Source organism: Cohnella sp. CFH 77786 (genome assembly GCF_019400745.1).
Classification (GTDB): domain Bacteria; phylum Bacillota; class Bacilli; order Paenibacillales; family Paenibacillaceae; genus Cohnella.
Window position 1 is genome coordinate 81,022 of sequence record NZ_WJIB01000013.1, and the last position, 25,522, is coordinate 106,543.

29 protein-coding genes are annotated in these 25,522 nt (G+C 58.6%); 5 read left to right on the forward strand and 24 right to left on the reverse strand.

What is annotated here, in order from left to right:
- Positions 1-168: 168 nt before the first annotated feature.
- From GE107_RS19015 to GE107_RS19030, 4 genes are all read right to left on the reverse strand, one after another.
- Entirely contained in the window at positions 169-1,080 is a 912-nt protein-coding gene (locus GE107_RS19015; protein ID WP_219641575.1) for an aldo/keto reductase, read from the reverse strand.
- 12 nt (positions 1,081-1,092) lie between these two features.
- Complete coding sequence (locus tag GE107_RS19020; RefSeq protein WP_219641576.1) at positions 1,093-1,410, reverse strand: YbjQ family protein; 318 nt, start codon at positions 1,408-1,410, stop codon at positions 1,093-1,095.
- A 79-nt stretch (positions 1,411-1,489) separates the two neighbouring features.
- A complete protein-coding gene (locus tag GE107_RS19025; protein ID WP_219641577.1) occupies positions 1,490-3,409 on the reverse strand; it encodes a tetratricopeptide repeat protein in 1,920 nt (639 codons plus the stop codon).
- 50 nt (positions 3,410-3,459) lie between these two features.
- Positions 3,460-3,984: an ADP-heptose synthase gene (locus GE107_RS19030; RefSeq protein ID WP_219641578.1), complete on the reverse strand. Its 525-nt coding sequence runs from the start codon at positions 3,982-3,984 to the stop codon at positions 3,460-3,462.
- 159 nt (positions 3,985-4,143) lie between these two features.
- Here GE107_RS19030 and GE107_RS19035 point away from each other — a divergent pair, with 159 nt between their 5' ends.
- Complete coding sequence (locus tag GE107_RS19035) at positions 4,144-4,656, forward strand: hypothetical protein (protein WP_219641579.1); 513 nt, start codon at positions 4,144-4,146, stop codon at positions 4,654-4,656.
- 82 nt (positions 4,657-4,738) lie between these two features.
- Here the strand turns inward: GE107_RS19035 and GE107_RS19040 are convergent, their stop codons facing one another.
- The 5 genes from GE107_RS19040 to GE107_RS27260 form a co-directional block, all read right to left on the reverse strand.
- Entirely contained in the window at positions 4,739-5,035 is a 297-nt protein-coding gene (locus tag GE107_RS19040; RefSeq protein WP_219641580.1) for a hypothetical protein, read from the reverse strand.
- Between the two features lie 15 nt (positions 5,036-5,050).
- Positions 5,051-7,360: a thiamine pyrophosphate-dependent enzyme gene (locus tag GE107_RS19045; RefSeq protein ID WP_219641581.1), complete on the reverse strand. Its 2,310-nt coding sequence runs from the start codon at positions 7,358-7,360 to the stop codon at positions 5,051-5,053.
- A gap of 40 nt (positions 7,361-7,400) precedes the next feature.
- Positions 7,401-8,405, reverse strand: a complete 1,005-nt coding sequence (locus GE107_RS19050; protein WP_219641582.1) for a 2-oxoacid:acceptor oxidoreductase family protein — start codon at positions 8,403-8,405, stop codon at positions 7,401-7,403.
- A 142-nt stretch (positions 8,406-8,547) separates the two neighbouring features.
- Complete coding sequence (locus tag GE107_RS19055; RefSeq protein ID WP_219641583.1) at positions 8,548-9,462, reverse strand: polysaccharide deacetylase family protein; 915 nt, start codon at positions 9,460-9,462, stop codon at positions 8,548-8,550.
- Between the two features lie 176 nt (positions 9,463-9,638).
- The gene (locus GE107_RS27260; protein ID WP_370636457.1) at positions 9,639-10,319 is read right to left on the reverse strand and encodes an MOSC domain-containing protein; all 681 of its coding nucleotides are present in this window, start codon (positions 10,317-10,319) and stop codon (positions 9,639-9,641) included.
- 79 nt (positions 10,320-10,398) lie between these two features.
- Here GE107_RS27260 and GE107_RS19065 point away from each other — a divergent pair, with 79 nt between their 5' ends.
- Positions 10,399-10,539 carry a DUF6254 family protein gene (locus GE107_RS19065; protein WP_219641584.1) on the forward strand — a complete coding sequence of 47 codons (141 nt, stop codon included), beginning with the start codon at positions 10,399-10,401 and terminating at the stop codon, positions 10,537-10,539.
- 6 nt (positions 10,540-10,545) lie between these two features.
- Here GE107_RS19065 and GE107_RS19070 read toward each other — a convergent pair whose 3' ends face one another.
- Positions 10,546-11,274, reverse strand: coding sequence for a phosphonate ABC transporter ATP-binding protein (locus GE107_RS19070; protein ID WP_219641585.1), 729 nt, complete (start codon positions 11,272-11,274; stop codon positions 10,546-10,548).
- A 141-nt stretch (positions 11,275-11,415) separates the two neighbouring features.
- On the opposite strand from GE107_RS19070, the gene GE107_RS19075 reads away from it, so the two are divergent.
- Positions 11,416-11,646, forward strand: a complete 231-nt coding sequence (locus GE107_RS19075; protein ID WP_219641586.1) for a hypothetical protein — start codon at positions 11,416-11,418, stop codon at positions 11,644-11,646.
- 21 nt (positions 11,647-11,667) lie between these two features.
- Here GE107_RS19075 and GE107_RS19080 read toward each other — a convergent pair whose 3' ends face one another.
- On the reverse strand, positions 11,668-11,805 hold the full coding sequence (locus tag GE107_RS19080) for a hypothetical protein (protein ID WP_219641587.1): 138 nt from the start codon (positions 11,803-11,805) through the stop codon (positions 11,668-11,670).
- Positions 11,806-11,939: 134 nt separating this feature from the next.
- Between GE107_RS19080 and GE107_RS19085 the strand changes: the two genes are divergently transcribed.
- Complete coding sequence (locus tag GE107_RS19085) at positions 11,940-12,722, forward strand: HAD family hydrolase (protein WP_219641588.1); 783 nt, start codon at positions 11,940-11,942, stop codon at positions 12,720-12,722.
- Between the two features lie 37 nt (positions 12,723-12,759).
- On the opposite strand, the gene GE107_RS19090 is transcribed toward GE107_RS19085, so the two are convergent.
- The 7 genes from GE107_RS19090 to GE107_RS19120 all read right to left on the reverse strand — a co-directional run bounded on the left by GE107_RS19090 (position 12,760) and on the right by GE107_RS19120 (position 18,230).
- Positions 12,760-13,845: a hypothetical protein gene (locus GE107_RS19090; RefSeq protein WP_219641589.1), complete on the reverse strand. Its 1,086-nt coding sequence runs from the start codon at positions 13,843-13,845 to the stop codon at positions 12,760-12,762.
- Positions 13,846-13,876: 31 nt separating this feature from the next.
- Entirely contained in the window at positions 13,877-14,203 is a 327-nt protein-coding gene (locus tag GE107_RS19095; RefSeq protein ID WP_219641590.1) for a hypothetical protein, read from the reverse strand.
- A 79-nt stretch (positions 14,204-14,282) separates the two neighbouring features.
- Positions 14,283-15,773 carry a glutamate synthase subunit beta gene (locus GE107_RS19100; protein WP_219641591.1) on the reverse strand — a complete coding sequence of 497 codons (1,491 nt, stop codon included), beginning with the start codon at positions 15,771-15,773 and terminating at the stop codon, positions 14,283-14,285.
- 128 nt (positions 15,774-15,901) lie between these two features.
- Positions 15,902-16,384 (reverse strand): dihydrofolate reductase, encoded by a 483-nt coding sequence (locus tag GE107_RS19105; protein WP_219641592.1) that lies wholly within the window; start codon positions 16,382-16,384, stop codon positions 15,902-15,904.
- Between the two features lie 152 nt (positions 16,385-16,536).
- Positions 16,537-17,304 (reverse strand): anti-sigma factor, encoded by a 768-nt coding sequence (locus GE107_RS19110; RefSeq protein WP_219641664.1) that lies wholly within the window; start codon positions 17,302-17,304, stop codon positions 16,537-16,539.
- 3 nt (positions 17,305-17,307) lie between these two features.
- The gene (locus tag GE107_RS19115) at positions 17,308-17,874 is read right to left on the reverse strand and encodes an RNA polymerase sigma factor (RefSeq protein WP_219641593.1); all 567 of its coding nucleotides are present in this window, start codon (positions 17,872-17,874) and stop codon (positions 17,308-17,310) included.
- Between the two features lie 92 nt (positions 17,875-17,966).
- Positions 17,967-18,230 (reverse strand): cupredoxin domain-containing protein, encoded by a 264-nt coding sequence (locus GE107_RS19120; protein WP_219641594.1) that lies wholly within the window; start codon positions 18,228-18,230, stop codon positions 17,967-17,969.
- On the opposite strand from GE107_RS19120, the gene GE107_RS19125 reads away from it, so the two are divergent.
- On the forward strand, positions 18,199-18,705 hold the full coding sequence (locus GE107_RS19125; protein WP_219641595.1) for a hypothetical protein: 507 nt from the start codon (positions 18,199-18,201) through the stop codon (positions 18,703-18,705). The two genes, GE107_RS19120 and GE107_RS19125, sit on opposite strands and share 32 nt — an antisense overlap.
- On the opposite strand, the gene GE107_RS19130 is transcribed toward GE107_RS19125, so the two are convergent.
- The 6 genes from GE107_RS19130 to GE107_RS19155 form a co-directional block, all read right to left on the reverse strand.
- Positions 18,692-20,320 carry a plastocyanin/azurin family copper-binding protein gene (locus GE107_RS19130; RefSeq protein ID WP_219641596.1) on the reverse strand — a complete coding sequence of 543 codons (1,629 nt, stop codon included), beginning with the start codon at positions 20,318-20,320 and terminating at the stop codon, positions 18,692-18,694. The two genes, GE107_RS19125 and GE107_RS19130, sit on opposite strands and share 14 nt — an antisense overlap.
- Positions 20,321-20,504: 184 nt before the next feature.
- Positions 20,505-21,152: a DNA-3-methyladenine glycosylase family protein gene (locus GE107_RS19135; RefSeq protein WP_219641597.1), complete on the reverse strand. Its 648-nt coding sequence runs from the start codon at positions 21,150-21,152 to the stop codon at positions 20,505-20,507.
- The gene (thyA, locus tag GE107_RS19140) at positions 21,149-21,943 is read right to left on the reverse strand and encodes a thymidylate synthase (protein WP_219641598.1); all 795 of its coding nucleotides are present in this window, start codon (positions 21,941-21,943) and stop codon (positions 21,149-21,151) included. Before thyA ends, GE107_RS19135 begins: the two co-directional genes overlap by 4 nt.
- Before the next feature lie 45 nt (positions 21,944-21,988).
- Positions 21,989-22,510 carry an acyl-CoA thioesterase gene (locus GE107_RS19145; RefSeq protein WP_219641599.1) on the reverse strand — a complete coding sequence of 174 codons (522 nt, stop codon included), beginning with the start codon at positions 22,508-22,510 and terminating at the stop codon, positions 21,989-21,991.
- Between the two features lie 93 nt (positions 22,511-22,603).
- Positions 22,604-24,025, reverse strand: a complete 1,422-nt coding sequence (gene lpdA, locus GE107_RS19150; RefSeq protein ID WP_219641600.1) for a dihydrolipoyl dehydrogenase — start codon at positions 24,023-24,025, stop codon at positions 22,604-22,606.
- A gap of 3 nt (positions 24,026-24,028) precedes the next feature.
- Positions 24,029-25,384 (reverse strand): dihydrolipoamide acetyltransferase family protein, encoded by a 1,356-nt coding sequence (locus tag GE107_RS19155; protein ID WP_219641601.1) that lies wholly within the window; start codon positions 25,382-25,384, stop codon positions 24,029-24,031.
- Positions 25,385-25,522: the final 138 nt, after the last annotated feature.

The following is a 25,522-nucleotide window of genomic DNA, read 5'->3' on the forward strand; positions in this document are numbered from 1 at the left end:
TGACACCATTCTGCTCAGACAACAATGGTGATCTAACAATGTCTGCCGCAGGGTAAAAAATAAAAACGCCGCAAACCAAAGCTGCGACGTTCTGGATATAACCCGCGTTGTAGTGTGGATCGTGCTTCGGCCGCTTCTTGGAACAAGGAGATCCCAAAATGCTCATCTTCAAGCGTCTTGAGGATGGCCGGGTTCAACCAATTCGACGGCAGCGGCATTAGCTTCGACTTGCGCGACGTCTTTGCACCCGGGGATGACCGTGGTGACGGCCGGATGACGCAGGCACCAAGCGAGCGCCCAAGCCGCCATGTTCGTGCCCGCCGGCACTTCTTCCCGGGCGATCCGCTCGGCTTCGCGGATTTGATGTTCCACGTCCTCGGGATTTCTGCGCGATCGGACGTCGCTCGGTTCGAAAGTGGTGCCCGGACGGTATTTGCCGCTCAGAAAACCGCTGGCCAGGGGTACCCGCGCGAGAACGCCCAAGTTCTGTTCGATGCAGGAGCGGAAAACCTCTGCTTCCGGGTTGCGGTCCAACCGGTTATACACGACTTGAATGGCATCAGCGCCGACTCTCGTCGCGTTCGATGTCTGATGGATGTTCTGATTGGAACCGATCGAAATGCCGAGGTGGCGGATTTTGCCCGCCTCGACCTGACGGTTCAGCGTATCCCAAAGCGCGTCTTGGTCGAACGCAGAATCCGGTCCCGAATGGAATTGATAAAGATCGATATAATCCGTTCTCAACGCCTTGAGCGACGATTCCAGCTGTTTCACGACGTCTTGCGGATCGTAGCCGTCCGTCCGTTCGAACGGTCCGTGAAAATGGTGGCCGAACTTCGTCGCCACGATCCAATCTCCGCGGCTGCCCGAAATGGATTGCCCGATCAGCGATTCCGACAGATGATCCCCGTAACATTCGGCCGTATCGATCAGATTGATGCCGAGCTCCTTGGCACGTCCGAGGATCTCGTCCGCTTCCTTCGGCGAATATTCTCGGCCCCATTCCCCGCCGAACTGCCAGGTGCCCACGCCAACGACGGAGACCCGGAGTCCCGTTCTGCCCAATATGCGATACTTCACGCCCGGACCTCCTTACGGCTCTACTGTCACGGCCGTTCCGCTCACCGCCACCATCAGCATGCCTTCGCGGACAACCTCGTAGTCGACGTCCACACCCACGATCGCATTGCCGCCAAGGCGCTGAGCCTGCGACACCATTTCGGAAATGGCGATGTCCCGCGCCTCTTTCAATTTACTCTCGTAAGTGCCGGAGCGTCCTCCTACCACATCCGTGATCGAGGCGAGGAAGTCCCGGAAAATGTTCGCGCCCATGATCGTTTCGCCGTTCACGATTCCCATGTACTGCGTGATGCGATACCCTTCCACATTCGGCGTTGTCGTAACCAGCATGAGACATCCTCCTTTAGGCATAAGTTCGCCTCATTTTACCATAGGAATCGGCCCCTCAACAAACGAAGCTGCCTCGCCTTCAAGACAAATACCGGCTGGAATCGATGACGGTGCGAAATTGCTCCATGGCCCGTTCCCTCAATTCGTCGTCAAAGCCCGGGAGTTCTGCGAGCAGAGACAATTTGTCTTGCGCGTCCTCTCCTTCCGCGCTGCCGGTATAAATCATCCACTGCGCAAGATCGTCTGCGGCCCGGATCCGGTCGAAGGCATGATGGTACCAAATCGAAGCCCTTTCCAGATAGGTTTGCGGCTCGAACGGATTCAGCTCCATCGCTTTCGTAAACGAGCCGATCGCCTCGTCGTAACGGTACAGTTTTTTATAGACAAGACCTAGATTATAATGGCCTTTCGGATCTTCCGGACGAAGCTTGGCGTACGTAAGCGTATCGCGCAATGCCGAGTCGTATTCGTCCATCTTGAAATGCAGGTAACCCCGCAACCACAGCAGCTTGGCGTTGGAGCCGTCGAGCGCGAGTCCCCGGTTGCAGTCGTCGACGGCGTCCGTCCATTTCTCCGCGGCCGCCCGGCAACGCGCTCTACGATCGTAAATCTGGGGATTCTCCGGATCGGTTGCGATCGCGCGGGAATATTCCATCTCGGCCAATTCCCAGTTCTCCATGCCCACGAACAGCTCAGCCAACGCATACGCCGTTTTGCTGTCATGCTGCAAGCCGATGTCGCGTTCCATCGCGGATTGAATATCCAGCAGCGCGTCTTCGTACCTGTCGTCCATATAACGCGCGAAACTGCGCCTCATGTAATAGTCGGCTTTGTCGTCCAGCTGCAAAGCCCGGGTATATGCGTAATCGGCCTCTTCAAACCGGTCGGCATCGATCGCGAGCTCGCCTTGCTGCTTCCAGTTCAGCGGATCGTTCGGCTCCAGTTCGGTCAGGATGCGGTTTTCCGCGATCGCTTCCTCTCCCCGTTCGGCTTCGCGGAGCACGTCGGCGAGCCAATATCGGACCACCATGTTATCCGGAAAACGAGCCTTGGTCTCCCGAAGGACCGCGACCGCTTCCGCAAACTTCTCCTGTTGACGCAGCGTCGCACACAGCTCCAAAGAAACGGGCAACCATGAAGGATTGCGGTTTTGGATGTCCTTCAGCAAATTTTCCGACTCCGCCAATCTTCCCAGGTTCCGCAAAGCGGTTCCTCTCCGCAACTGCAACTCGGCAGCATCCGGGTAATCCGGAAGCGCCTCCTCTACCGCCTCGATCGCGTCCTGGTGATTGCCAAGCCGTTCATACAGCTTTGAGAGGTACAGCCGAAATCCGAACTCCTCTTCCGTGATGTGCAGAATGCTTTTGACCGCTTCCGAGGAATAGCGGGTTCGGCGCCGAATCTCAGATGCGCCTTTGTCGGCCGCCGTCTTCCACAAGTCGTTCAAGCGGATGGCCTCCATCAGAATCGGCAAAGCCTCCTCCGCGCGGTTCAACGCTTCCAGCGCTTGGGCTCGCCTGTAGAAAAAATGAGGGATGACCTGATCCGGCGCCTCGCAGGATAAACGAAAGCACGTTTCCGCGTCCTCGAACCGTTCCAACCGCAAATAGACGTTACCAAGCTCGAAGTAGGTGGAAGACCGGGCATCGTCCTTTCTCCGCAGCGCTTCCCGGAAATCTTCGGCCGCCGCCTCGTATTCCCCGCGCTCATTCCGGAGTATGGCTCTTGAATACCAGTACATAAACGGCTCGGGATCCAGACGGATCGCTTCGTCCAAATCGGCAAGCGCTTCGTCGTCCCGTCCGAGTTGATGAAGGAGGCGGGCTCTCCGCTCGTAGCCTCCCGCATCGGCTCCGCCCTCGATCATCCGATTCAACGTTTCCAGGGCCTTCCCGATATCACCATTCTCCTGCAGCAAGGAGGCGTTTTCGAGCATTTCCCTGTGACCGTTTTCCGCCCGAAACCAACCTGCCACACGCTTCGCGAACGATCGGAACATGCGGATCCCTCCTTAGGAAAGACAAAGCTGCCGAGTGCTCGGCAGCTTGGCTATTGCGAGTAACCGTCAGGCGTATCCACGCCTTCTTCCACGGCGAACTCGAAATCGTCGATATCGTACAGCTGGATCGGCACGGCGCCTTGCACCACTTTGTCCTGAAACTCCACATGATCGGTAAGGACCGGGCACTGCAGGCGCAGCGAAGCCAAAATAATCTCCGTCTCGATCGGGTCGAACGTTTCGCCGTACTGCATGTTTTCAACGGCGTTCACGACAACGAACGTAACATGCTCGTTGATCGGCATCGGCGGGCTTTCTTTCCACGGCGCGACGAGCGCGCGCTCCAGCTTCTTCTTATTGAACGGATCCTCGAAGAACGCGATCATTTCCCCGATTTTGTCCCGAACGTGGCGTTCGTCCTCCGGATCCTGCATGATCGGTTCCTCGCTTTCCTTAAGGTCGTATAGCTCCATTACCGTAGAATATGGAATCCTATATTCCACTGAACGTTTCGGCAGAAGCAGTTGCCCATAGATGGCGATCATAACCGCCTCAATGACAAAACGCCGGCTCATTCTTCGTCATTCCCTTCCCAAGCTCTTGAAGCGATCGCTTATGCATTGGTTCCCATTATAACATAAAATGGCGGACGTGAAGCGAGCGAATGCGATATAATAAACGGAGAAAGTTTCCGTTTTCCTACCTCCCGACTGCCGAAAGGAAGGTACCGTCCAATGCCGGATTTGAGCTTTGGGGCCTACCGCCGACTGCATTCCGCCGGGCAAAGGGAAGTATTCCGCGCCGCCATGGAAGCAAGAGGCTACTATGCATTCTTCGCCTTCACGGAAGATTTCCGCGAGTCTTTGAAAACGTACTCTGACTCGGAAATGGAAGAAATCGGGTCACTCATCGGACGAGTCCGTTCCGACTTCCCGAAGCCCGGACGATTCAGTCCCTCTTGGGAGATGCTATGGGAAGAATTCCAGGCGATATACGACGCGAAAAACGAAACGTTGGCTGAAATCTCGGCATCCGATCGCTCCGGAGAGTGGCAAGTGCTGATCGACAATCCGTACATGCCGCAGCAGGTTGCCTGTTACCCCGGACTCGCTTTCCTGGATGCGGCCTATCTTTTCGCCTATTTCCAGAAGGACCTGAAGCCGAACGAGTTTTTGAGATTGCAGAAAGTGACGCATGTCCACGTGAAAACCGGCCTGAAAGAAGCGACGCTGTTCCCGGACCTCTGAGATCGGTCTTCGGACCTGGCAATTGCCCAAGCTTACCGAACAAATACGAACCCCCGAGTGTTGACACACCGGGGGTTCTTCGTTATCCGGATTGTTCGGGGACGGTGGAAACCAGTCGGCCATCCCGCAAGTACACCTTGCGCCGAGTATCGTTGCGCAGCTTGACATTGGCCATTTTCGCCTCATGCTCAGTCAGCTCGACCGGTATCCACGCCTCCGGCGCGCCGCTCTCACCGGCACGCCGGAGCTCCTCCCGAAGTTCGGCGTCGCTTGGAGCCGCATCCCGCAATACGACGCCGAAATAAGGCAACTGATAGCCGTTCACCTGCGGGCACGCCAGCAGCTGCCCGGTTTGTTTATCCATGATCGCATAAGGCATGGCTGCCATCCAATCTTAGAGATATGGGTTATCGTGTTTCGCTTTCAGCATGTTCCACCGTCGCTCGATCTCGGCTTCGAATTCGCGAAGCGTTTCGGCGTACTCCGGTTTGGACAGGTGTTTCGTCTTGCCCATCATCTTCAGCCAATCCGACACGGGAACCCGTTTGCCCTTCTCTTCCGGATTGTAGGTGATCGTCGTGACGCCTCTCTCCACCTCGTATAACGGGAAGAAGCACGAGTTGACCGCGTTATCGATGATCGTAGCGCCGTCTTTATCGTCGGACAGCCAGTTGAGCGGGCACGTGATCAGGATTTTGCCGTATACCATCCCGACGTTCTGGGCGTACCATTGCGCCTTCGCCGCTTTGCGGACCAAATCCTGCGGGTTGGCTTCGCTGCCCGTGAACACATACGGAATGTTCGTTGCGGCCATGATTTGCGCAGTGTCTTTATGGTGGAACACTTTGCCGCCCTGCGCCTTGCCCACGTTGGAGGTGGACGTCCGGTGGCCGATCGGCGTGGAATACGACAGTTGAGCGCCGGTATTCATGTACCCTTCGTTATCGTACTCCAAAACGATCATCCGATGGTTGCGCAGCGCGGCGCCGATCGCGGGTCCCATACCGATGTCCATGCCGCCGTCGCCGGTGATCATCACGAACGTGAAATCATCCTTGAGCCCGAGATGGTCCAACTCGCCCCGGCGTTTGCGCTCATGGAACATCTCCACGACACCGGACAGCGTGGCCGCCCCGTTCTGGAACAGGTTATGGATATACGTCGCCTTGTGCGCGGAATACGGATACCCCGTCGTGACGACCATGGCGCAGCCGGTTTGGAACAGCGCGACGATGTCGCCTTCAATGCCTTTGAAAAACAGCTCCAGTCCGGAGAAAATGCCGCATCCCGGACAAGCCCCGTGCCCTGGCGCGATCCGCTTGGGCTTCTTCGTGAGCGAACGCAGCGGGGGCACGCGCACGTTCAACTTTCCGGTCTCCTCGTCCGGGGTCACCGTGATCAGCCCGGTTTTGAGGTCTTCGAACTTCATCGGCTCGAGCACGCGTTTCGGCGCTTTGGCCGGATCGCCGGGCGTATGGCCATGGTAGTCGAACGGCTTCTCCACGACCCCTTTCTCCGCCGCTTCGATCGCGAATTCGAACAGCTGAAATCCGTCTTCGGCATAGAAGTCTTTGCCGCCTAGCCCATAGATGCGACTGATCACCAACGTGTCATGGTTCCGAAACGTTTGCAGCGCCGCTTTCACTTCCACGACCATGTTCCCGCCGTGGCCGCCGTATGAATCCGCTCGGTCGCCTACGGTAACCGCCTTGACGCCCCGCAGCGCGTCGGCGATCGCCTTCGCCGGGAAAGGGCGGATGATGTTCGGCGAAATCGAGCCGGCCTTCACGCCCTTCTCCCGCAGCTGGTCGACGACGTCCTTGATAATTTCGGCGGACGAGTTCAGCAGGAAGACTGCGACTTCCGCGTCTTCCATCCGGTACAGGTCCAGAATCGGATAATCGCGGCCCGTCAACGCGGCGTATTCCTTGCGGATCCGGTCGAAGACGGCTTCCGCCTTATACATGGCCATCGACTGCTGGTAGCAGTTGTTGATGTAGTCGGGCTCGTTCATGTAAGGGCCGACGGTCACGGGATTGTTCCGGTCCAGCACGTGGACGAAGCCTTCCGGCGGACGTTCGCCCACGAATTTCAGCACGTCCTCACGCTTCGCGAACGTATGGACGCGGCGCTTCTGATGGCTGGTGAAATAGCCGTCGGACGCGACCAGCACCGGCAGCCGGACCTCGGGATCCTCCGCCAGCTTCAGCGCCATGATGTTCATGTCGTAGACGGCTTGAGGATCGCGGCAGAGCAGAATCGGCCACCCGGTATTCAGCGCGAAGTACAGGTCGGAGTGGTCGCCGTGAATGTCGAGCGGACCGGATACGGAACGGCACACGAGGTTCATGACCATCGGGAACCGGGTTCCGGATTGGACCGGCATTTGCTCGAGCATGTACAGATAGCCGTTGGCGCTGGTCGCGTTGAATACGCGGCCCCCCGCCGTCGACGCGCCGTAACAGACGCCCGCCGAGCCGTGCTCCCCGTCGGCCGGGATGAGCACGATGTCGTGCTGCCCGTTCGCTTTCATCAAATCCAGGAACTGAGCGACCTCGGTGGACGGCGAAATCGGAAAATACCCCATGATGTGATAGTTGATCTGGTGTGCGGCGTAAGCGGCCATTTCATTGCCGGACTCGTAGACGATGCGCTGCTCCACGGTGCCCGCGGAGCCCATCTCCTTGCGAATGTCGATCGCCATTGTGCCATTCCCCTCTCCTTATCCCATGACAGGTATCTGATCAGAGCGCCAGATGGAACCGATGGGCCACCCGGTGGCTTTCCGCGTATCCTTCTTCCTCCAACTCGCTTTGCAGAGCTTCGGTCGGACAAGCTTGCACGCATTTCAAGCAGCCTTTGCAATACTGATAGTCAATGCCTTGCAGGAACATCTGGGGACGGCCCTTCTTGTCCGGCAGCTCTTCCCAGACAAAGCAGAAATCGGGGCACACGTTATCGCAGGCCGCGCAATGGATGCACTTCTCGTCGTCGAAATGAGGCATTTTGCCCGCGCGTGAGATGCTGAGATCCTTCAGGATGCTGTTGCCGGGATTCGTGATGGTGCCGCCGATCGGCTGGGTTTCGTAGCCGAGAACGGGCGTGTCCATCCGGACGTAATCCGGCATTCGGTCCCCGTCGGCCAGCGCGAACGTCTGGAACTTCACTTCGTCGTATCCGCGCTGGAACGTGTTCAGCGCCGGCTGCACCGCTCCCGGATATTTCTTCTCCAGCGACTTGCGGACGACGCCTTTCATGAACTCGGGATCCAGGAAACCGCACAGACGGAACAGCCCGCCAAGCATCGCCATGTTCACCCGGTTGTTCTCTTCGAGCGAGATCCCCGTCGCGTCCACCACCGCGATGACTCCGCCTTTCAGCTTCAGCTGCTCCTTTAGCTGCTCCGGGGTCTTCTTCGAGTTCACGAGGACGATGCTGTCCTCGTAGATTCCGGAAATCACGTTAACCGTCTTGGACAGGTTTTCGTGGAAAATGCCGACGACATGAGGCCGCTCGACCGGGGAGGTATCGCGGATTCTGGCGTCGGTGTCGCAGAAGCGGATATGCGCCTTAACGGGAGAACCTTTCTTTTCCGATCCGTAAGAGCTGAAACTGACGCCGTTTAAGCCTACGCCCATGACGCCGGCCTCGGCCAGCATTTTGCCGGCCAGATTGGCCCCGAGCCCGCCGATCGATTCCAGCCGGATTTCAAAAAAGCCGAGTTCGTTGACTTTAGGTAACTGCACCATGCTGCCTGTCGACCCCTTTCTGGATTAAAGTAGCGTCGATTGCGGTATAGTGTGCAATTTTGAAATATTAATAATTTCGAGATTATTTGCAAAATTCCTGCACCGTAGCGGAAAAAACGGCAAACGCTTTCTTCGCGTTCCCTTAAGCGGAGAGACTGCTTTGCAAACGCTGGAGCTCCTTCCATCCGATCAGCCGGATCTGTTCCTGGCGAAGCACAGATTTGACGTCGGGATCCGTCCAGAACGACCGTTCCATCCCCCTCTTCTCCGGATGCTGATGGAACGACTTCAATTCGTCGGTCAAGCGGGCAGGATGCGCGATCCATTCCGTCACGCCGGGCAGTAGCCCGCGCAGCAATGCAATGCCTTCCGCCTTGACGTCGTCGTATGTTTCGCCGGGAAGCAGCCGATATTCGGGACCCGTGACGTAATCGGGCAGCACGATGCCATAGTCTTCGGCTTGTCGGGCACGGATTTTGGCTCTCTCCAGCATCTCTTGCGGAATCTGCCGCCCGCCGACGGGAATCAGCTTCCTCGGCAGACGGAACGGGAGGCCGTAGCGGGCGCATACCTCGAACGCGACATGCAGGAGATCGCGTCCTGTAGCCAGTCCGTACAAGCTTCCCAGATGGTTGTCGGCATGCGTCAAAGCAAGGCCGCTGCGAAGCGCCGCTTCCGTCTGGGCGATCAATTCGAACCGGACTTCCTCCGGGTCCGCTCGACGCTCCACTTCCTCAGAGGTCAAGGGAAACCACCCGTCCTTGCCGCACAGCGACTCGGCAGGACGGGAACGGACGAGCGGCCCCCACCGATAAGCCGGCCATTCGCTCGTCAGTGTCCAATGGACGCCGATGTCGGCGTCCGGCAGCGAGGCGGCCTTGGCTGCGGCATCGGACGACCATGGACAATTCATCATGACGGTAGCGGACGAAACCGCACCCTCCACCAGCAAATCGAGCACCCCGTCGTTCACGGAACGGGATAGGCCGAAATCGTCCGCGTTCACGATGAGCAGCTTTTCCTCCTTGCCGTATCCGAGCCTTTCCGACGTGTTCATGCGTACCGCCTCCTTGCTACATTGTATGACGCGGGACTTCCGGCTTTGCCAAGCGGATAGCGGAATGCCAATATCCCCAAAAAGGACATAAAAAAGAGCGCCCCTCGGAAGCGCCCTCAACTGCTTGTGATGACATATCGTTCATTTTCTACGCCACGCCGCCGGTCACGACCAGCTCAGCCTCCCGCCTGCAATCTCGCCAACCGGCTCTCCAGCGAGTCGATCCAAGCGCCGGCCAGTACATCCTTTAAATCCAGCAGCTTGCGAATGCCGGCCATATCGTGCTTGTCCGTATGCATGATCCGGTTCGCTTCCGCGACGGTCACGCCCGCCGCGTGGCTCTCTTCCAGCTCGAGCGGGTCGCCCGCCCGGACTTCACCAGGTTCCAACACGCGGAGATAGAATCCGGTCGCTCCGCTGCGGATCACCAGGTCGGGCAGCTCGCCCAGCCCCCACTTCATGGCCAGCTTCCAACAAGGAACGCGCGGTTGGCTGATCTGCACGACGGCCGATCCGACCCGGAACACGTCGCCGATGCGCACGTCTTTCTCGTACAACCGGTCCACCGTCAAATTTTCGCCGAACGCTCCGAACGGCATTTCACGCCCCAGCACTTGCTCCCAATGCGGAAAATGGACGCGGCTGTAAACGCAGATCGCCTTGTCCGGACCTCCGTGATGCACCTGGTCGGCCACTTCGTCCCCCGAGACGCCTTGCGGACTGACGCGGACCGCCCCGTCAACCCGGTGCTTATGAATGCCCGTCACCGCCTCTTTCCCTCGATAAATGGCCGTTTCCGCACGCCCCGTGTTGACTGACACGATCGGGACGTCATATGTACGTGCGGTCTGGGTCACCGCAATCCCTCCATCCGCTCCGAATAACCTTCCAATTATTTCGCCACGCTATAGGAAACCCGCGAAAGGAGGATCCACGATGACCTCATCCAAACGCCGCCGGGAAAACCAATGGAAAAGCCGCAAGCAGGCGCAGAACCCTCACGGCAAAGTGCCATCGCTCCACGGCCTCGCGAACGACGCCGATCCGGAAGGCAAGCCGGACCCGGCGAATCTGTAACGGTGACTACGCCAGACGGAGTTTCTCCGCGGCGGTAAGGCGTCTGCCTCTCACCTGCAACACGAGCCTGCCCTCCTGCAGGCCCCAGATTTCATCGGCGAATTTCTCCGCGAGCTCCAGCCGGTGAAGGGCGGCCACGATGGTCGCTCCTTTCTCCGCGCACAATTTCTTGAGCGTGGCCATCAGCTCTTCCGAAGAATGCGGATCGAGGCCGGACACCGGCTCGTCCGCGAAGACCAAGCGGGCGCCGTGCACGAGCGCGCGGGCGATGGCCACACGCTGGCGCTCCCCTCCGCTCAGCTTCTCCGCCTGGCGGTGCGCATGGCCCAGCAAGCCGACCGTCTCGAGCATATCCATGCCGCCCATATAATCGTCGCTGCGGACCATTCCCGTTATCCTGCGCCATAACGGAGTCTGTTCGGCGTTTCCGATCAGCACGTTTTTCAGCGCCGATTTCTTCTCGAGCAGGAGCGGCTTTTGCTCCAGATACGCGATTTGACGCCGGAACTTCAGCTTGGCCGCGAATCCCGCCTTCAGAATGTCCGTGCCGTCCACTTTGTATTCCCCGGCGGACCATCGGTCTCGCAGCGCCAGGCAGCGGAGCAGGGCGGATTTGCCGCTCCCGCTCGCGCCCGCCACGGCCACGAACGTGCCGGGCTCCAGCCTGGCTCCGATGCCGTCCAGAATCGTTTTGCCTTCGGGAAGCTTGCGGGTCAATCCGTGAATGATGATCATCGAGAGGGCGGACTCCTTTTTGGAAAACAAGATAAATCTAGTTTATTTCATTCCGAAACGCCTTTCCATACGAACAAATGTTTGCTATAATGGAAACAGGAACAAACGTTCCTACTAAGTTGGCTAAGGTGGGATGATGGCATGGTGAACAGCGAACATTTCCGTTATTTGGAACCTTCTAAGGGATCCAGACCGTCAAAGGATTTGACCTTCAAATTTTACACCGACGGCAAATTGGAGATCATCGACAACGATACGGGGCATACGATGAACCCCCGGGAATTGACCGGGGGCAGCTACGACTTCTATGTCCGGCAGCGGCTGGCGCTGATCAAGCGGGACTTGCAATCGAAGATCGCCAAATACGCATGATTGTCCCGCATGTCCCGCATGCTAAGGCAAGTTCTTGTTGATCTTGTTCAGACTGGCCGGGTAACGCGCCATCTTGTTCAGGGCCACCTTCGGCGCTTGGGCTTTGAATCGCGATTCGTTCCGCTGGTCGTCCGCTTTCGTGCTTCTATTAACGGGCATACGCTCACCTCCCGCCCTTCCTGCACGGGAAGGGTTTTTCTTTATAGCTTTCCTCGTTCGCCTCATTTACAAACCCGATTTCCCAAGGGATAATGGGAAGAACCGAACTTCCATGAAGCAGGAGAACCGATCCGATGAAACAAACTTTACTCTTCGACTTGGACGACACGCTGATCTACTGCAACAAATATTTTCACCTGATCCTGGAGCAGTTCGCCGACGAGATGACAGACTGGTTCGAACCCCATGGCATCTCCCGGGACGAAATCCTGCGCAAGCAGACGGAGATCGATATCGCGGGCGTTCAGGTACTCGGATTCAAGGGGGACCATTTTCCCCACTCGTTCGTCGAAACCTACCGTTATTTCCATCATTTGACCGGGCGGCCTTCCTCGGAGCGGGAAGAACGGTTGCTCCTGAAGCTCGGATTCAGCGTATACGAGCTGGAGGTCGAGCCCTATCCGCACATGAACGAGACGCTCGAGCAACTGGCCGGTGAAGGCCACGACCTGCATCTATACACCGGAGGCGATCGGAAGATCCAGCTGAACAAAATCGAACGGATGGACCTCAAACGGTATTTCGGGGATCGAATCTACATCCGGCAGCACAAGAACACGGAAGCGTTGGAGCAAATCCTCCGGGAAGGCTCCTTCGACCGGTCAGCCACCTGGATGATCGGCAATTCCTTGCGAACCGACGTGCTCCCCGCTCTGCAATGCGGAATCAACTCCGTCTATTTGAAGCAGGAAGGCGAATGGACTTACAACGTCGTGCCGATCGAGGAGGCGCAGCCCTCCGGCGCTTTCTTGACGCTTCATGAGCTCGCGGAGGTACCTCCCGCCATCCGGCAATATTTGATGAGGAGCTCAGGTCCGCACGTCTCCTCCAGCCCAACTGTGAAAAAACCGTCCTGAGCCTCCATGGCTCCGGACGGTTTTTTTTCTCCTATGATCAAGGAGTGCCGGATGAGGGCGGCAAACGGCTTAATTTATCGAAAATCCGTTTGACGCCGTCGGACCAGTTCGGGTCTTCGGCATAGGTTTGATTGAGCCAATCGAACGGCTCGAAGCCTTTGGGACGTTTGGCGCCTTGGCGGGATAATGTGCGAGCCGCGATGTCTGCGGAATCCGCGATATCCGTGTTGAATTCTTCCCAGCTGTGAAACACGTTAAACGGATTGTTCGCGATCTTCTTGGCGTTCTTGTTCGATTTCGGAACGAACCCTTGCTCTTGTCCCGTGACCGCAAGCAGCAACAACGGGTTCACATCATGGCGGCGGGCGCCTTCGATAATGGCGTTGTAATAAGGCTCGTCCGCCAAGATCGAATCCCGGCTGCGCAAGTAAGCTTTCACGGCATCCTCGTCGATATCCCGGTATCGGAGAATCCGCGGCATTCCGATATCGTCCTCCGTCGCAGGCTCTTCCACGACGGGCGATGGCGACGGAACGACCGGCTCGCGCGTTGTTCTGTCTTGCTGAATGTAGACTCCAGAGACGATGCCGCCGGCGAGAACGAGTGCGGCCATCGCCCATGCCGCCTGAGGCATCTTCGTTCGCAGTTTCGTGCCTTCCGGCGCATGGCGATCGGTCTTAGTATCCAGCAGCGCGACCGCGGCCACGCCCCTATCCGTGCGGAATTCCGTATCCAATGCGGCCGAGTCTTTCCGGAACAATCGGGACATGAGACGCTCGGGGGGCCACTCGCCCGGCGCCCTCTCGTTCATCCATCTCAGAACCGGATCGAGGATCATGGCTTCCTGTGACGGGTCGGGCAGCTCGATTTCGGAACAGACGTCGAGCACATCGTTCGGCTGAATCTCCCTCTGCTCACGGACCAGACATCGCCGGATCAACTCGTCCGCGATTTGCCCCTTCAAGCCGTCCGGCATTTCGGGCAGCCGCCGATGGATCGTTTGCCGGATCGCGGTGGCTACGATCTCGGCTTGCTTCGCACCGGGCAGCTGAGCGTATTTGGTTTGCACGTATCGGCGGATGACACCTACATCCGCCGGCGACAGCAATGAAGCGTTCTCCAATTTCCGCTCCTCCGCATCTTTCGCCGGTGCGTTATCGGTCTCCGCTTTCGGCCGCTTTGAGGATCATGGCCCGAACCGGGCCGCTGGCGATATAGTCTTCGATCTGCCGCTTCTCGCTTTCCGTCAGCTGGTATTCGCAATCGCAGCCTTCATCCTGGGGCTCGATCTGCATCGGGTATCCCCGATGGGTGCAGACGGCCAGGATCGAGAAATCGACCAAATCCTCCGGCAGAGGCGTCGATTCCGCGGTATCGACCCGGAGCTCCACGTCGATCCACTGGTTGTCCCGCCTCTCCATGCGCGGGTAAAAGGCGGTAAACGTCAACTCCGTCCAGGTTTCGTCCCCGTATCGGATCATGGATATCCCCTGCCTTTCGTCGCAATCTGGGAAAAATTATAACAGGCTGTTCCGAACGGAACAACCTGTTAGTTTCGATTTATGGAAGCATCGTGCTCCCCATCAAATATTTATCGACTTCGCGCGCGGCTTCGCGGCCTTCGTTGATCGCCCAGACGATCAAGCTTTGCCCGCGTCTCATGTCGCCGGCGGCGAACACTTTGTCGACGTTCGTCTTGTAATGGCCGTAACGGGCTTTGACGTTCGTGCGGCGGTCCGTCTCCAGGCCGAATTGATCGACCAGCGTTCGTTCGGGACCTTCGAAACCGACGGCCACGAGCACGATATCCGCAGGCCATACTTTCTCGGTGCCCGGGATTTCCTCGTAAATCTTGCGGCCCTGCTCGTCCACGTAACGGCGGATTTGCACGGTGTGCAGTTCTTTCACGTTGCCGTTCTCGTCGCCGACGAATTTCTTCGTGAGCACGGAGAACGCGCGCGGATCTTCGCCATACAGCGCTTTAGCCTCTTCATGGGCGTAGTCCAGCGTGTAAACGTTCGGGTATTCCGGCCACGGGTTGTTGACCTGATCGCGGCGTTCCGGCGCCTTGGCATGCGTACCGAACTGGGTGACCGTGCGGCAGCCGTGACGGAGCGCGGTGGCCACGCAGTCGGTTCCCGTGTCGCCGCCCCCGATGACGATGACGTTCATATCCTTCGCGGAAATATAAGTGCCTTCCTGAAGGCCGGCATCCAGATAGCTCTTGATCGTGCTGTTCAGGAAGTCCATCGCGGGGTAGATGCCTTTCAGCTCGGCGCCTTCCACGTTGCCGATCGGACGCGCTTTGGTCGCGCCGCCGCACAGGACGACGGCATCGAACTCTTCCATCAGCTTCTGAGCCGGAATGTCCTTGCCGATCTCCGTGCCCGTGACGAATTGGACGCCTTCCGCGGCGAGCAAATCGACGCGTCTTTGCACGACGTGCTTCTCCAGCTTCATCGTCGGGATACCGTACATAAGCAGGCCGCCGATCCGGTCAGCGCGCTCGTAAACGGTCACCGTATGGCCCGCTTTGTTCAGCTGGGCCGCGGCCGCAAGTCCGGCCGGTCCAGACCCGACGACGGCGACTTTCTTCCCGGTGCGCGTTTTGGGCGGCTGCGGCACGACCCAGCCTTCCTCGAACGCACGGTCGATGATCGCTTGCTCGATCGTCTTGATCGTGACCGGATCGCCGATCAGGCCAACCGTGCAGGAGCCTTCGCACGGAGCCGGGCAAACCCTGCCCGTGAATTCCGGGAAGTTGTTCGTCTTCATCAACCGCTCGTAAGCTTCTCTCCAAAGCCCGCGGTACACGAGGTTGTTCCATTCCGGGATCAGATTGTTGATCGGACAGCCCGAAGCGGACCCGGACAATTCCATCCCCGTATGGCAGTAAGGCGTTCCGCAGTCCATGCAGCGGGCGCCTTGCGTGCGCAGCTGCTCATCCGAGAACATTTTGTGGAACTCGTTCCAGTCCTTGATACGCTCGAGCGGATCGCGGTCGCTTGGCAGCTCCCGCTTATATTCCATGAATCCCGTAGGTGTGGACATTTTTCGGTTTCCCCCATCTGTCGGTGTTTCGCGAAGTCCGGCGGACCTCTATCTGTAATTTAGAACATGCTACCAAATCGATTTCGGTGTCAGAATGGACAATCCCCACAATTGTTTGCATTATCCGTCTACTGCTTCTCGTAAACGGCGAAGGCATAGGGCAAATCGTTCTTCTCGTCCCGGACGCCGGGCTCGCGGGACACGAGCTTCCAAACGCTGCGGTCAATGGCGGGAAAAAAGGCGTCGCCTTCGTATTCCCGCTCGATCTCCGTCAGCAGGATCCGGTCGGCATGGGGCATCATTTGCCGGTATACCTGCTCTCCTCCGATTACCATAAGTTCTGCGTCTCCGAAACGTTCCAGCGCTTCTTCCACCGAGCGGACGAGGACGCAGCCTTCCGGCGCTTCACCCAACGTGCGCGACAGAATGACGTTCGTCCGGTCCTTGAGCGGTTTGCCGAGCGATTCGAATGTCAGACGGCCCATAAGGACCGGTTTGCCTCTCGTCTGGGCGACAAAATACGCCATATCCGCGGGCAGCCGCCAGAGCAAACGGTTGTTCAGCCCGATGGCCCCGTTGGAAGCGGCGGCGGCGATCATCGTAACGGCCATACGGCGTAAACCCTCTTTCGAAGAGCTATAACGATTAAATATTTACACTATCATATCACACTGTACGGATGCTGCCTACCCGAACGAACCCGAAGATTCGATTTCCAATTGTTAAGAATTGACGAAAATATACGTCGGTTTCGGCTTCGCTTTCAGGCAGATCCGAACATTTTGGGCCCTTGAGGCGCAGTCGTGTTCGCGCTCGGCTCTAGCGTCACCCCGATTTGATCGAACGGTTGCGCGTCGTCCGGCCAAGGCACCGTAAGCAGTCCGATTCCCGAAGCATCCACCGTGAACGTGCCGGCGCTGCTCCGAACCCCGTCCTTCAGCAACCAAACATGGTACGCCTCGTTCCCTACCGTCTTCGGCGTTCCGAAGACGTACACGACCAGCCGGGTTTCTCCTTCGGATTTCAGCATGCAGGCGACGCCGTATGCGTTCCGGCTTGACGATTGAACTGCCGCCTCGGGCGCAAGGCGTACGATTTTTTCGATTTGCGATGGCGAAGCCATCGCCGCTTCCGTCCGGTCTTGGGTCGTCGCGAGCAGTCCGCGCCCGGCAAAGCCCGCGATAAACATCACGCCAAGAGCGGCCGCAATGGCCAGCCGGCGAAGTACCTTGACGTTGCGTTTTCGGACAGCCGCAGGCGGTCCGGAGAACTCATCGGCTTTCGCGTCCGGCGCATCCACCCGCCCGAATGCCGCATCCAGGACTTCCGCCTTCAGGTCGGACGGCAAATCGGCTTCCGGCGCCTCTTCCGCAAGCCGGTCCCATACGTAACGCCATTCGGCTGCGTCTTCCCGGCACGCGGCGCACGTGTCCAGGTGGCGTTCGAACCTTTTGCGCTCGACGTCGGACATTTCCCCCGTCATGTAGTCCGCGAGTCCTTCGCATGCGGTCGTCGTTTCGCGTTTTTCCATCGTTTACCGTTCCTCCCTGAGGCCTTGCAGATGCCGGCGCAGCGTCTTCAGCGCTTGGTGGAGCCGATTTTTGACGGTCCCGACCGGCTCCCCGCCCATCTCCGCGATTTGCTGCAGCGTATACCCTTTCCAATACAGGAGCTCGATCACCCGTCGTTGCGGCAAGGTCAGCCTGGAAGCCGCGGCCGCCACTTCGGACAATTCCGCTCGGCGTACGGTCTCGGATTCCGGATGGTCCGATTCCGCCGCTTCCCGGCTGTCTTCGATCCATTCCATCGGGACGTTGGCGGCATGGCGTCTCTCCCGCCGCATAACGTCGACCGCAATATTCCTCGTTATGGTCAGCAGCCAATTGACGAAACTTCCTTTGGCCGCGTCGTATTCGGCGCGCGTCGTCCATAATCGGGTAAATACCAATTGGACGATTTCGCGGGCCAGCGCTTCGTTGCCGGCTGCCCGCCTGGCAAACGAGTAAACCAGCTTCGCGTACCGGTCGTACAGAAGCTCCAAGGCTTCCCTATGCTTCATGCGGATGAGCCGCATCAATTCGCTATCGGAATGGGTCGGCATGTCGTTGTTACCCCTTTTGAACCTGCAATGGCCTGACATTCCCATTCTAACAGAAAACGGGCGGACGGTAGCCACCCCGTCCGCCGCGTTTGTTATTTTGTTTTGACGATGATTTTGCCAATCATGGCGGGGTGCGGTCCGCAAGAATAGGAGAACGTGCCTTCTTTCTCGAAAGTAACGGTTTTCGATTCATCCTGGCCGAGCAACCCGGTATCGAACGATCCGTCGTCGGCCACGGCCGAGTGCTTCACCTGGTCCCGGTTGACGAAGGTGACTTTGTCTCCGGGCGAAATCTCGATGTCGCCGGGCGCAAAGGCGAAGTCCTTGATCTCCACGGTCACCGTCTTGCTCTTCACGTCGGTACTCGCCGATGCCGATGGCGACGGAGAAGGCGAAGCGGGCTTCGGCGAAGGCTTGGGAGACGGTTTCGGCGACGTTCCGGGCGACGGTTTCGCCGAAGGCGAGGAAGACGGCTCCGCGGAATGTCCCGCATGGCCTTCTTGCGACGGCTCCGGTTTCGCCGACGGTTCGGAAGAAGCGGAAGCTGCCGGCGAGGCTGCGGCTGAAGGCGATGGCGAAACCTCCGAGGAGGCAGAGGCTGAAGCTGCCGGCGTATCGGACGGCGACGGTGAAGGCTCTGCAGACACCGATGACGACGGGGACGCGGAAGACGATGCCGATTCCGACGTTACCGGGTCCGACGGTGACGCGGATGAGCTTCCTCCTTCGGAGGAGCACGCCGTCACGATTCCCGTGAGCAAGATCAAAACGAATAATTTATGGATTCCTTTGCTGCCGTTTCTCATCAGTCTGCTTCTCATTGGACGATAATCTTACCTTTCATATGATCTTTGTGCGGTTCGCAAACGAATTCGTACGTTCCCGGTTTATCCAGCTTGATCGTCGCGGATTCTCCTTGCGAGAGGAGCGGGATCCGGAAGGAGCCGTCCAAGGCGACGGCATTGTGCTTATCGTTGTCGCGGTTGACGAACGTAACGGTCGAGCCCGCCTTGATCGTCACTTCTTCGGAAGAAAACATGTAGTTCTTCATCTCGATCGTCACGTTGTCGGCGATGGAATTCCCGGCCGTCGTTCCGGCGAATTTATCCGGATCGACGACGAACCACACCTTGCCGACTTCGTGGCCCGTGGTGTCGCCGCGTTTGGTATCCTTGACCCAATAATACAGCGGGTACCCCTTGAACGTCGTCTGTTTGGCGCCGTCCGGACGGATGATTTCCCCGAAGTCCTCCGCCTTCAGGCCGCTCGGCACCGCGATCTTGTCGGCATGGAATGCCGGCCAATTTGCCAGGCAATCGCCCGAGCAGACGCTCGTGCCTTTCGGATCTTTGTCGAAGTAGTACAAGGTCATGCCGTTTGCATCGACCAGGTAATTGCCCAGTTTCGGATCCGTACCCACCGTGACCGTATAGAAGGGCTGCTTGATCAGGTACCACACCTTGCCGACGCCTTCACCCGTGATATCGCCGGGTTTCGTATCCTTGACCCAGTAGTACAGCGGCCAGCCTTTGTACGTAATCTGCTTCGTGCCGTCGGCCCGGATGAAGGAACCGAAATCTTTGCCGTCCAACCCGTCCGCGAGCAGCAGCCGGTCAGCGCCGAACACCGGCCAGTTGGCGAGACATTGCCCGACGCAGGAGTTCAAATCGGCCATATCCTTGGTGAACAGATACAAAGCCATCCCGTTGCCGTCAGTCAAATACATCGACCCGTCGGCGGCCTTGCGCACGTCGATCCGTTTGCCGCTTAACAATCCGGCCTTATCCGCAGACAAAACCTTCGTCTCCGCCAGCACGTCGACCAGCGGCTTGGTCCCGCCTTTGGGGGTCGCCTGAAGCGTCTCCAGCAGCGCCGAGGCCAAGTCCCGGTTCGTGAACGGCTTCGCGGCCGCCGCGCGGGTTAATCCCTTCGAAGCGGAGAACGCGATCGTATCCGCGTATTGAAAATCGCTGCCGGTTTTGTAGGACAACGCTTCAAGCATGACCTTATATACCTGCTGCGCCGTGATAGCCTGATTCGGGCCGAACCGTCCTCCGCCGATTCCGCTCCACCCCAGCTCGGGATGTTTCTTCAAGTAAGCCAGCACGGGACGGATGCTCTTGCCGACCGAACCGGCGTCGGCGAAATTGTCCGTACCGTCGTACGCCAGCGCTTCCTTTTCTTTGCCGAGGAGCCGCAGCGTCAGGATCGCGCCCTGTACCCTCGTCGTCGTTTTGGCCAAATAAGCGTCCGTCACGCCGTTTCCATCCCCGAGCAGTATGCCCAGCTGTGCCGCGATGTCGGATGCATGGCCCGTCTGTACCCCAGCCGTTGCCGTTGTCGTTGCCGCCGCTCCGCTCCCGCCTTCCGCCAAGACGCCCATGGGCGCAATCGCCATCCCGATGGTCAAAATCAACATCCACAACCACTTTTTGCCCATTTTCATGCTTCATCGTTCTCCTCTCGGTTTCCATCTTCACCCAAGGAAACGGAGCATACGGGGATACGGTTTGAGGTTGTGCAGAAAAATTTTGAATCCCCAAGTAAAAACGGCTTCGTCGTCTTCTTTGTATAAATGCTAGGAGGAAAAATAAAAAAGCCGCGGCTCCCGTAAAGAACGGCAGGCGACTTTATTCGTTGATGATGCCCCGATTGATCGCTTCCCACAAATAGAAGGAGGCCGCGGAACGGTACGGCGACCATTTGTGGCCGTGCTGCTCGAGGTATTTTTTGTCCGGCCGTTCCTCCATCCCGTACAGCCATTTGCACGACCGCTGAAGCCCGAAATCCCCGACCGACAGCACGTCCGGACGACCGAGGCAGAACATGAGGAACATCTCGGCCGTCCACCTGCCGATCCCTTTGACGGCGGACACCATTTGGATGATTTCCTCATTCTCCATGCTTTCCAAGCGATCCAGATCCAATTCGCGGCAAAGCGTTCTGGCAGACAGATCGCGGATGGAAACGACCTTGGCGCGGGAAAGCCCGGCGCCCCGAAGCGTGTCGGCATCCAAGGCCAGCAGCGCTTCCGGCGTGAATTCCGGCGCGAGCTGCCGCACCCGGCCCTTGATGACCGCGGCGGCTTTGACCGACAACTGCTGCCCGACGATGGACAAGGCGAGCGACTCAAAAGGATCGGGATTGAGCTTGATCGTCAGCTCCCCTACCCTGCCGATCAGCCAGGCCAGCCGATCGTCGCGGGCGCTAAGCGCCGCGATTTCCGGGCTGTCCATCCGGAAGACGAGCTCGGATCGGCGCACAGGCTTCTTCGTCATATCGCCACCGGGGCTTTGATCGCCGGATGGAACTCGTAGCCCGCGAATTCGAAGTCTTCGAACGCATAGTCGAATATCGACTCCGGCTTCCGCTTGATGATCAGCTTCGGAAGCGGCAGAGGCTCCCGGCTGAGCTGCAGCTTCACTTGCTCGAGGTGGTTGCTGTAAATATGCACGTCGCCTCCGGAGAACACGAATTCCCCGACCTCCAAATCGCACTGCTGCGCGACCATATGCGTGAGCAGCGCGTACGATGCGATGTTGAACGGCAGGCCGAGGAACGTGTCCACCGAACGCATCGTCAGCATGCAGGAGAGCTTCCCGTCCGCCACGTAGAATTGGAACAGCATATGGCACGGCGGCAGCTTCATCTGATCGATGACCGCCGCGTTCCATGCGCTTACGAGGTGCCGGCGCGAATCGGGATTCCGCTTGATCCCCTCGACCACCTGGGCGATCTGGTCGATTTTACGGCCGTCCGGCCCTTCCCACGCGCGCCATTGCGACCCGTACACCGGTCCCAGATCGCCGTTCTCGTCCGCCCATTCGTCCCAAATCGTCACGCCGTTTTCTTTGAGATAGCGGATATTGGTATCCCCCCGGAGAAACCAAAGCAGCTCGTGGACGACCGATTTCAGATGGATTTTCTTCGTCGTCACGAGCGGAAACCCTTGACTTAAATCGAACCGCAGCTGCCGCCCGAACACCGAAATCGTTCCCGTCCCGGTCCGGTCCTGTTTCACCGTACCATGGTCCAGGACGTCTTTCAGCAGATCCAAATAATTGCGCACGAAAACGACACCTCTGACTCTCTAACTTGGTTTCCGCTTATTTTATCATTTGGTCTCCTCTTCTGTCGACGAGTACCGTTGCTTTCTTCGATCCATCCGGAGCCGGTACCGTTCCGGGGCGCTCTCGTGCAATCTTTTCTCATCATCGTTTTCAGGCGCAACTTGCGGAACCGGCGTCGGTTTTCCGCCATCGTTCAACGCCACGAACGTGGAGAATGCCGTCACCGTCACCCTCCGTTCGCCCGTGAACAGATTTTCCGCCCGCACGACGACAAACACTTCCATCGAGCTGCGGTGCGTCCAGGTGACGAACGCTTCCAACTCGACCGCTTCCCCGACGCGGATCGGAGAAACGAAATCGAGGCTGTCCGAGCTGGCGGTGACGACGGGTTTGTTGCAGTGACGCATGGCCGCGATGGCGGCGATCTTGTCGATATACTGCATGAGCGTGCCGCCGAACATCGTGCCGTGATGGTTCGTATCCGATGGAAACACGATCTCCGTCATGATGGAGCGGGAACGTCCGATCGGCCTGGGAGGACCGAGCGGCTCGGTCGTATTGGACATTCTGAATCCTCCTTATTGAATGTAACCTCATGGATCGCAAGAAGCCCTCCCGTTCCTTCGTCGGAACCAAGAGGGCTTCGTTTCTATTGCCTTTTATCCTTTCGGCGCGACCGTGTGGATCGGATGGCCCATGGCCAGCTCGGCCGTGTCCATCGTGATTTCGCCCAGCGTCGGGTGGGCATGGATCGTCAGCGCGATGTCCTCGATCGTTGCGCCCATCTCGATCGCGAGCCCAAGCTCGGCGATCATGTTGGACGCTTCGACGCCGGCGATTTGCGCGCCGACCACGAGACCGGTGTCGATTTCGTGAACGATCTTCATGAAGCCGTCCGCCCCGCCGAGCGTAACGGCACGGCCGTTGCCCCCGAACGGGAACTTGCTGCTCTTCACGTTCAGGCCTTTCTCCTTCGCTTCCTTCTCGGTATACCCGACGCTCGCGCACTCGGGATCGGAGAAGGCGACGGCCGGAATGCATTTGTAATCGACCTTCGACGGCAATCCCGCGATCGCTTCCGCCGCTACTTTGGCTTCATAGGACGCCTTATGCGCCAGCGCAGCGCCGGGGACGATGTCGCCGATGGCGTAGATGTGCGGAATGCTCGTGCGGCATTGGTCGTCGACTTCGATGAGGCCGCGATCGGTCATCTTGATGCCGAGCATGTCGAGACCGAGCTCCCCATCCGTATTCGGACGGCGGCCGACGGTGACGAGCAGGTAATCGGCGGTAACGGTTTTCGTCTCGCCGCCCGCTTCATACGCAACCGTGACTTCCTTGTCGTTCTGCTCCGCGCTTTGGGCTTTGGCGCCCGTAATGATGTCGACGTTCGCCTTCTTGAGCTTCTTGGAGACGAGCTGGCTCATGTCCTTGTCGAAGCCGGCCATGATCGTGTCCAGCCCTTCGAGGATCGTCACCTTCGTGCCGAACTTGCTGTACATCTGTCCAAGTTCGATGCCGATATAGCCGCCGCCGATGACGACGAGGCTCTTCGGCACTTCGGGAAGAGACAGCGCTTCGGTCGACGACAGAATCCGTCCGCCGAACGGGAACGGCTTCAGCTCGATCGGACGGGAGCCCGTCGCGATGATGCAATTCTTGAACCGGTAGCGCGGGGCTTCCTGGTCGTTGAACAGGCGGGCCTCATGCTCGTTGATGAACATCACTTCGCCAGCGAACATTTGGACCTTGTTCGCTTTGAGCAGCATTTCCACGCCGCCCGTCATTTTGTTCACGACGGAATTTTTGTACGCCTGCACCTTGCCGAAATCCACGCCGACATTCTCGGCTTTGAGCCCATACTCCTCCGCATGCTGCATCGCTTCGTAGTGATGCGCGGCGTTGATGAGCGCCTTGGAAGGAATGCAGCCGACGTTGAGGCAGACGCCGCCCCATTTGGCTTTGTCCGCGATGATGACCTTCTGGCCGAGCTGGGCGGCGCGGATGGCGGCCACATAACCGCCGGGTCCTGCGCCGATGACCAGCAAATCGATGTCCAGGGAAGCGTCTCCTACGACCATCGTTTACACCTCCATAACGAGCAGTTCCGGATCGCTAAGCAATTGCTTGATGTAGTTCAGGAAGTTCTGCGCAGTCGCGCCGTCGATGATCCGGTGGTCGAAGCTGAGCGACAACGCCATGACCGGAGCGACGACGATTTCGCCGTTCTTCACGACCGGCTTCTCGCTGATCCGGCCCGTGCCCAGGATCGCGACTTCCGGGAAGTTGATGACCGGCGTGAAGAACATGCCGCCGGCGGAACCGATGTTCGTGATCGAGATCGTGCTGCCCTTAAGCTCGTTCGGCGCCAGCTTGCCGTCGCGTCCGCGAGCCGCGAGGTCGCGGATTTCGTTGGCGATCGTCCAAATATTCTTCCGGTCGGCATCAAATACGACCGGAACGAGCAGCCCGTTATCCGTATCGGTGGCGATTCCGATGTTGTAATACTTCTTGTAGACGATCTCGTTCGCCGCTTCGTCGATCATCGCGTTCAGCGCCGGGAATTCGCGGCAAGCGGCGACCAGCGCCTTGACGATGAACGGCAGGTACGTCAGCTTGACGCCCTTCTTCTCGGCCACCGGTTTTGCCCGCGAACGCAGCGCGACCAGCGCGGTGACGTCGACTTCGTCCATCAACGTGACATGCGGCGCGGTGTATACCGATTTGACCATCGCGTTCGCGATCGCCTTGCGGATGCCTTTGAACGGCACGCGTTCTTCGATGCCCGGGCCGGTTTGCGCGGCCGGACGGGCTGTCGCCGCTGCCGCAGGTGCCGCGGGCGCTTCCGCGGGAGCCGCCGCCGCCGCAGTCGCTGCAGGAGCCCCGCCTTTGGCGAACGCGGACACGTCCTCGCGGGTGATGCGGCCATTCTTGCCCGTACCCGCGACGAGTGCGATATTGACGCCTTGCTCACGGGCGAACTTCCGCACGCTCGGCGTGGCAAGCACGATTCCGCCGGCTGCCGCGGCCGGTTTCGCTTCCGCCGGAGCCGCAGCCGCGGCAGGCGCCGGTTCCTCGGCCGCAGGCTGCTGTGCCGGCTGGCCTATCGTATCCGCGCCGCCGACGGCCGCGTTGCCCGAAGCTCCGCCGGCCGCTTGGGCATGTCCGCCTTCAGACGGCGCCTGTTCCGGCACGTCGCCTTCGGCTTCGATGACGGCGACCACATCGCCGACGTGCATCACTTGTCCGTCCTTCGCGAACACTTCGAGCACTTTGCCGTTCACCGGACAAGGCACCTCGACGATCGCCTTGTCGTTCTGCACTTCCATGATGATATCTTCGTCCGTTACCGTTTGGCCCGGGGCGATGAGCATCTTGACGATTTCGCCTTCATGCAGTCCTTCGCCGAGCTCCGGGAACCGATATTCGAATCTGGCCACCTGGCACCCTCCTGTTTACACCCCAAAAAGTGACGTTTGCTAAGGTCCCCCAAAAGTGAAGGTAAGCTTCGATGTGTATTCCGATTCCTATTGGGGGAGCCCCCGGTAAACCGTATGCCTATTCCGATTCTTTTTTGG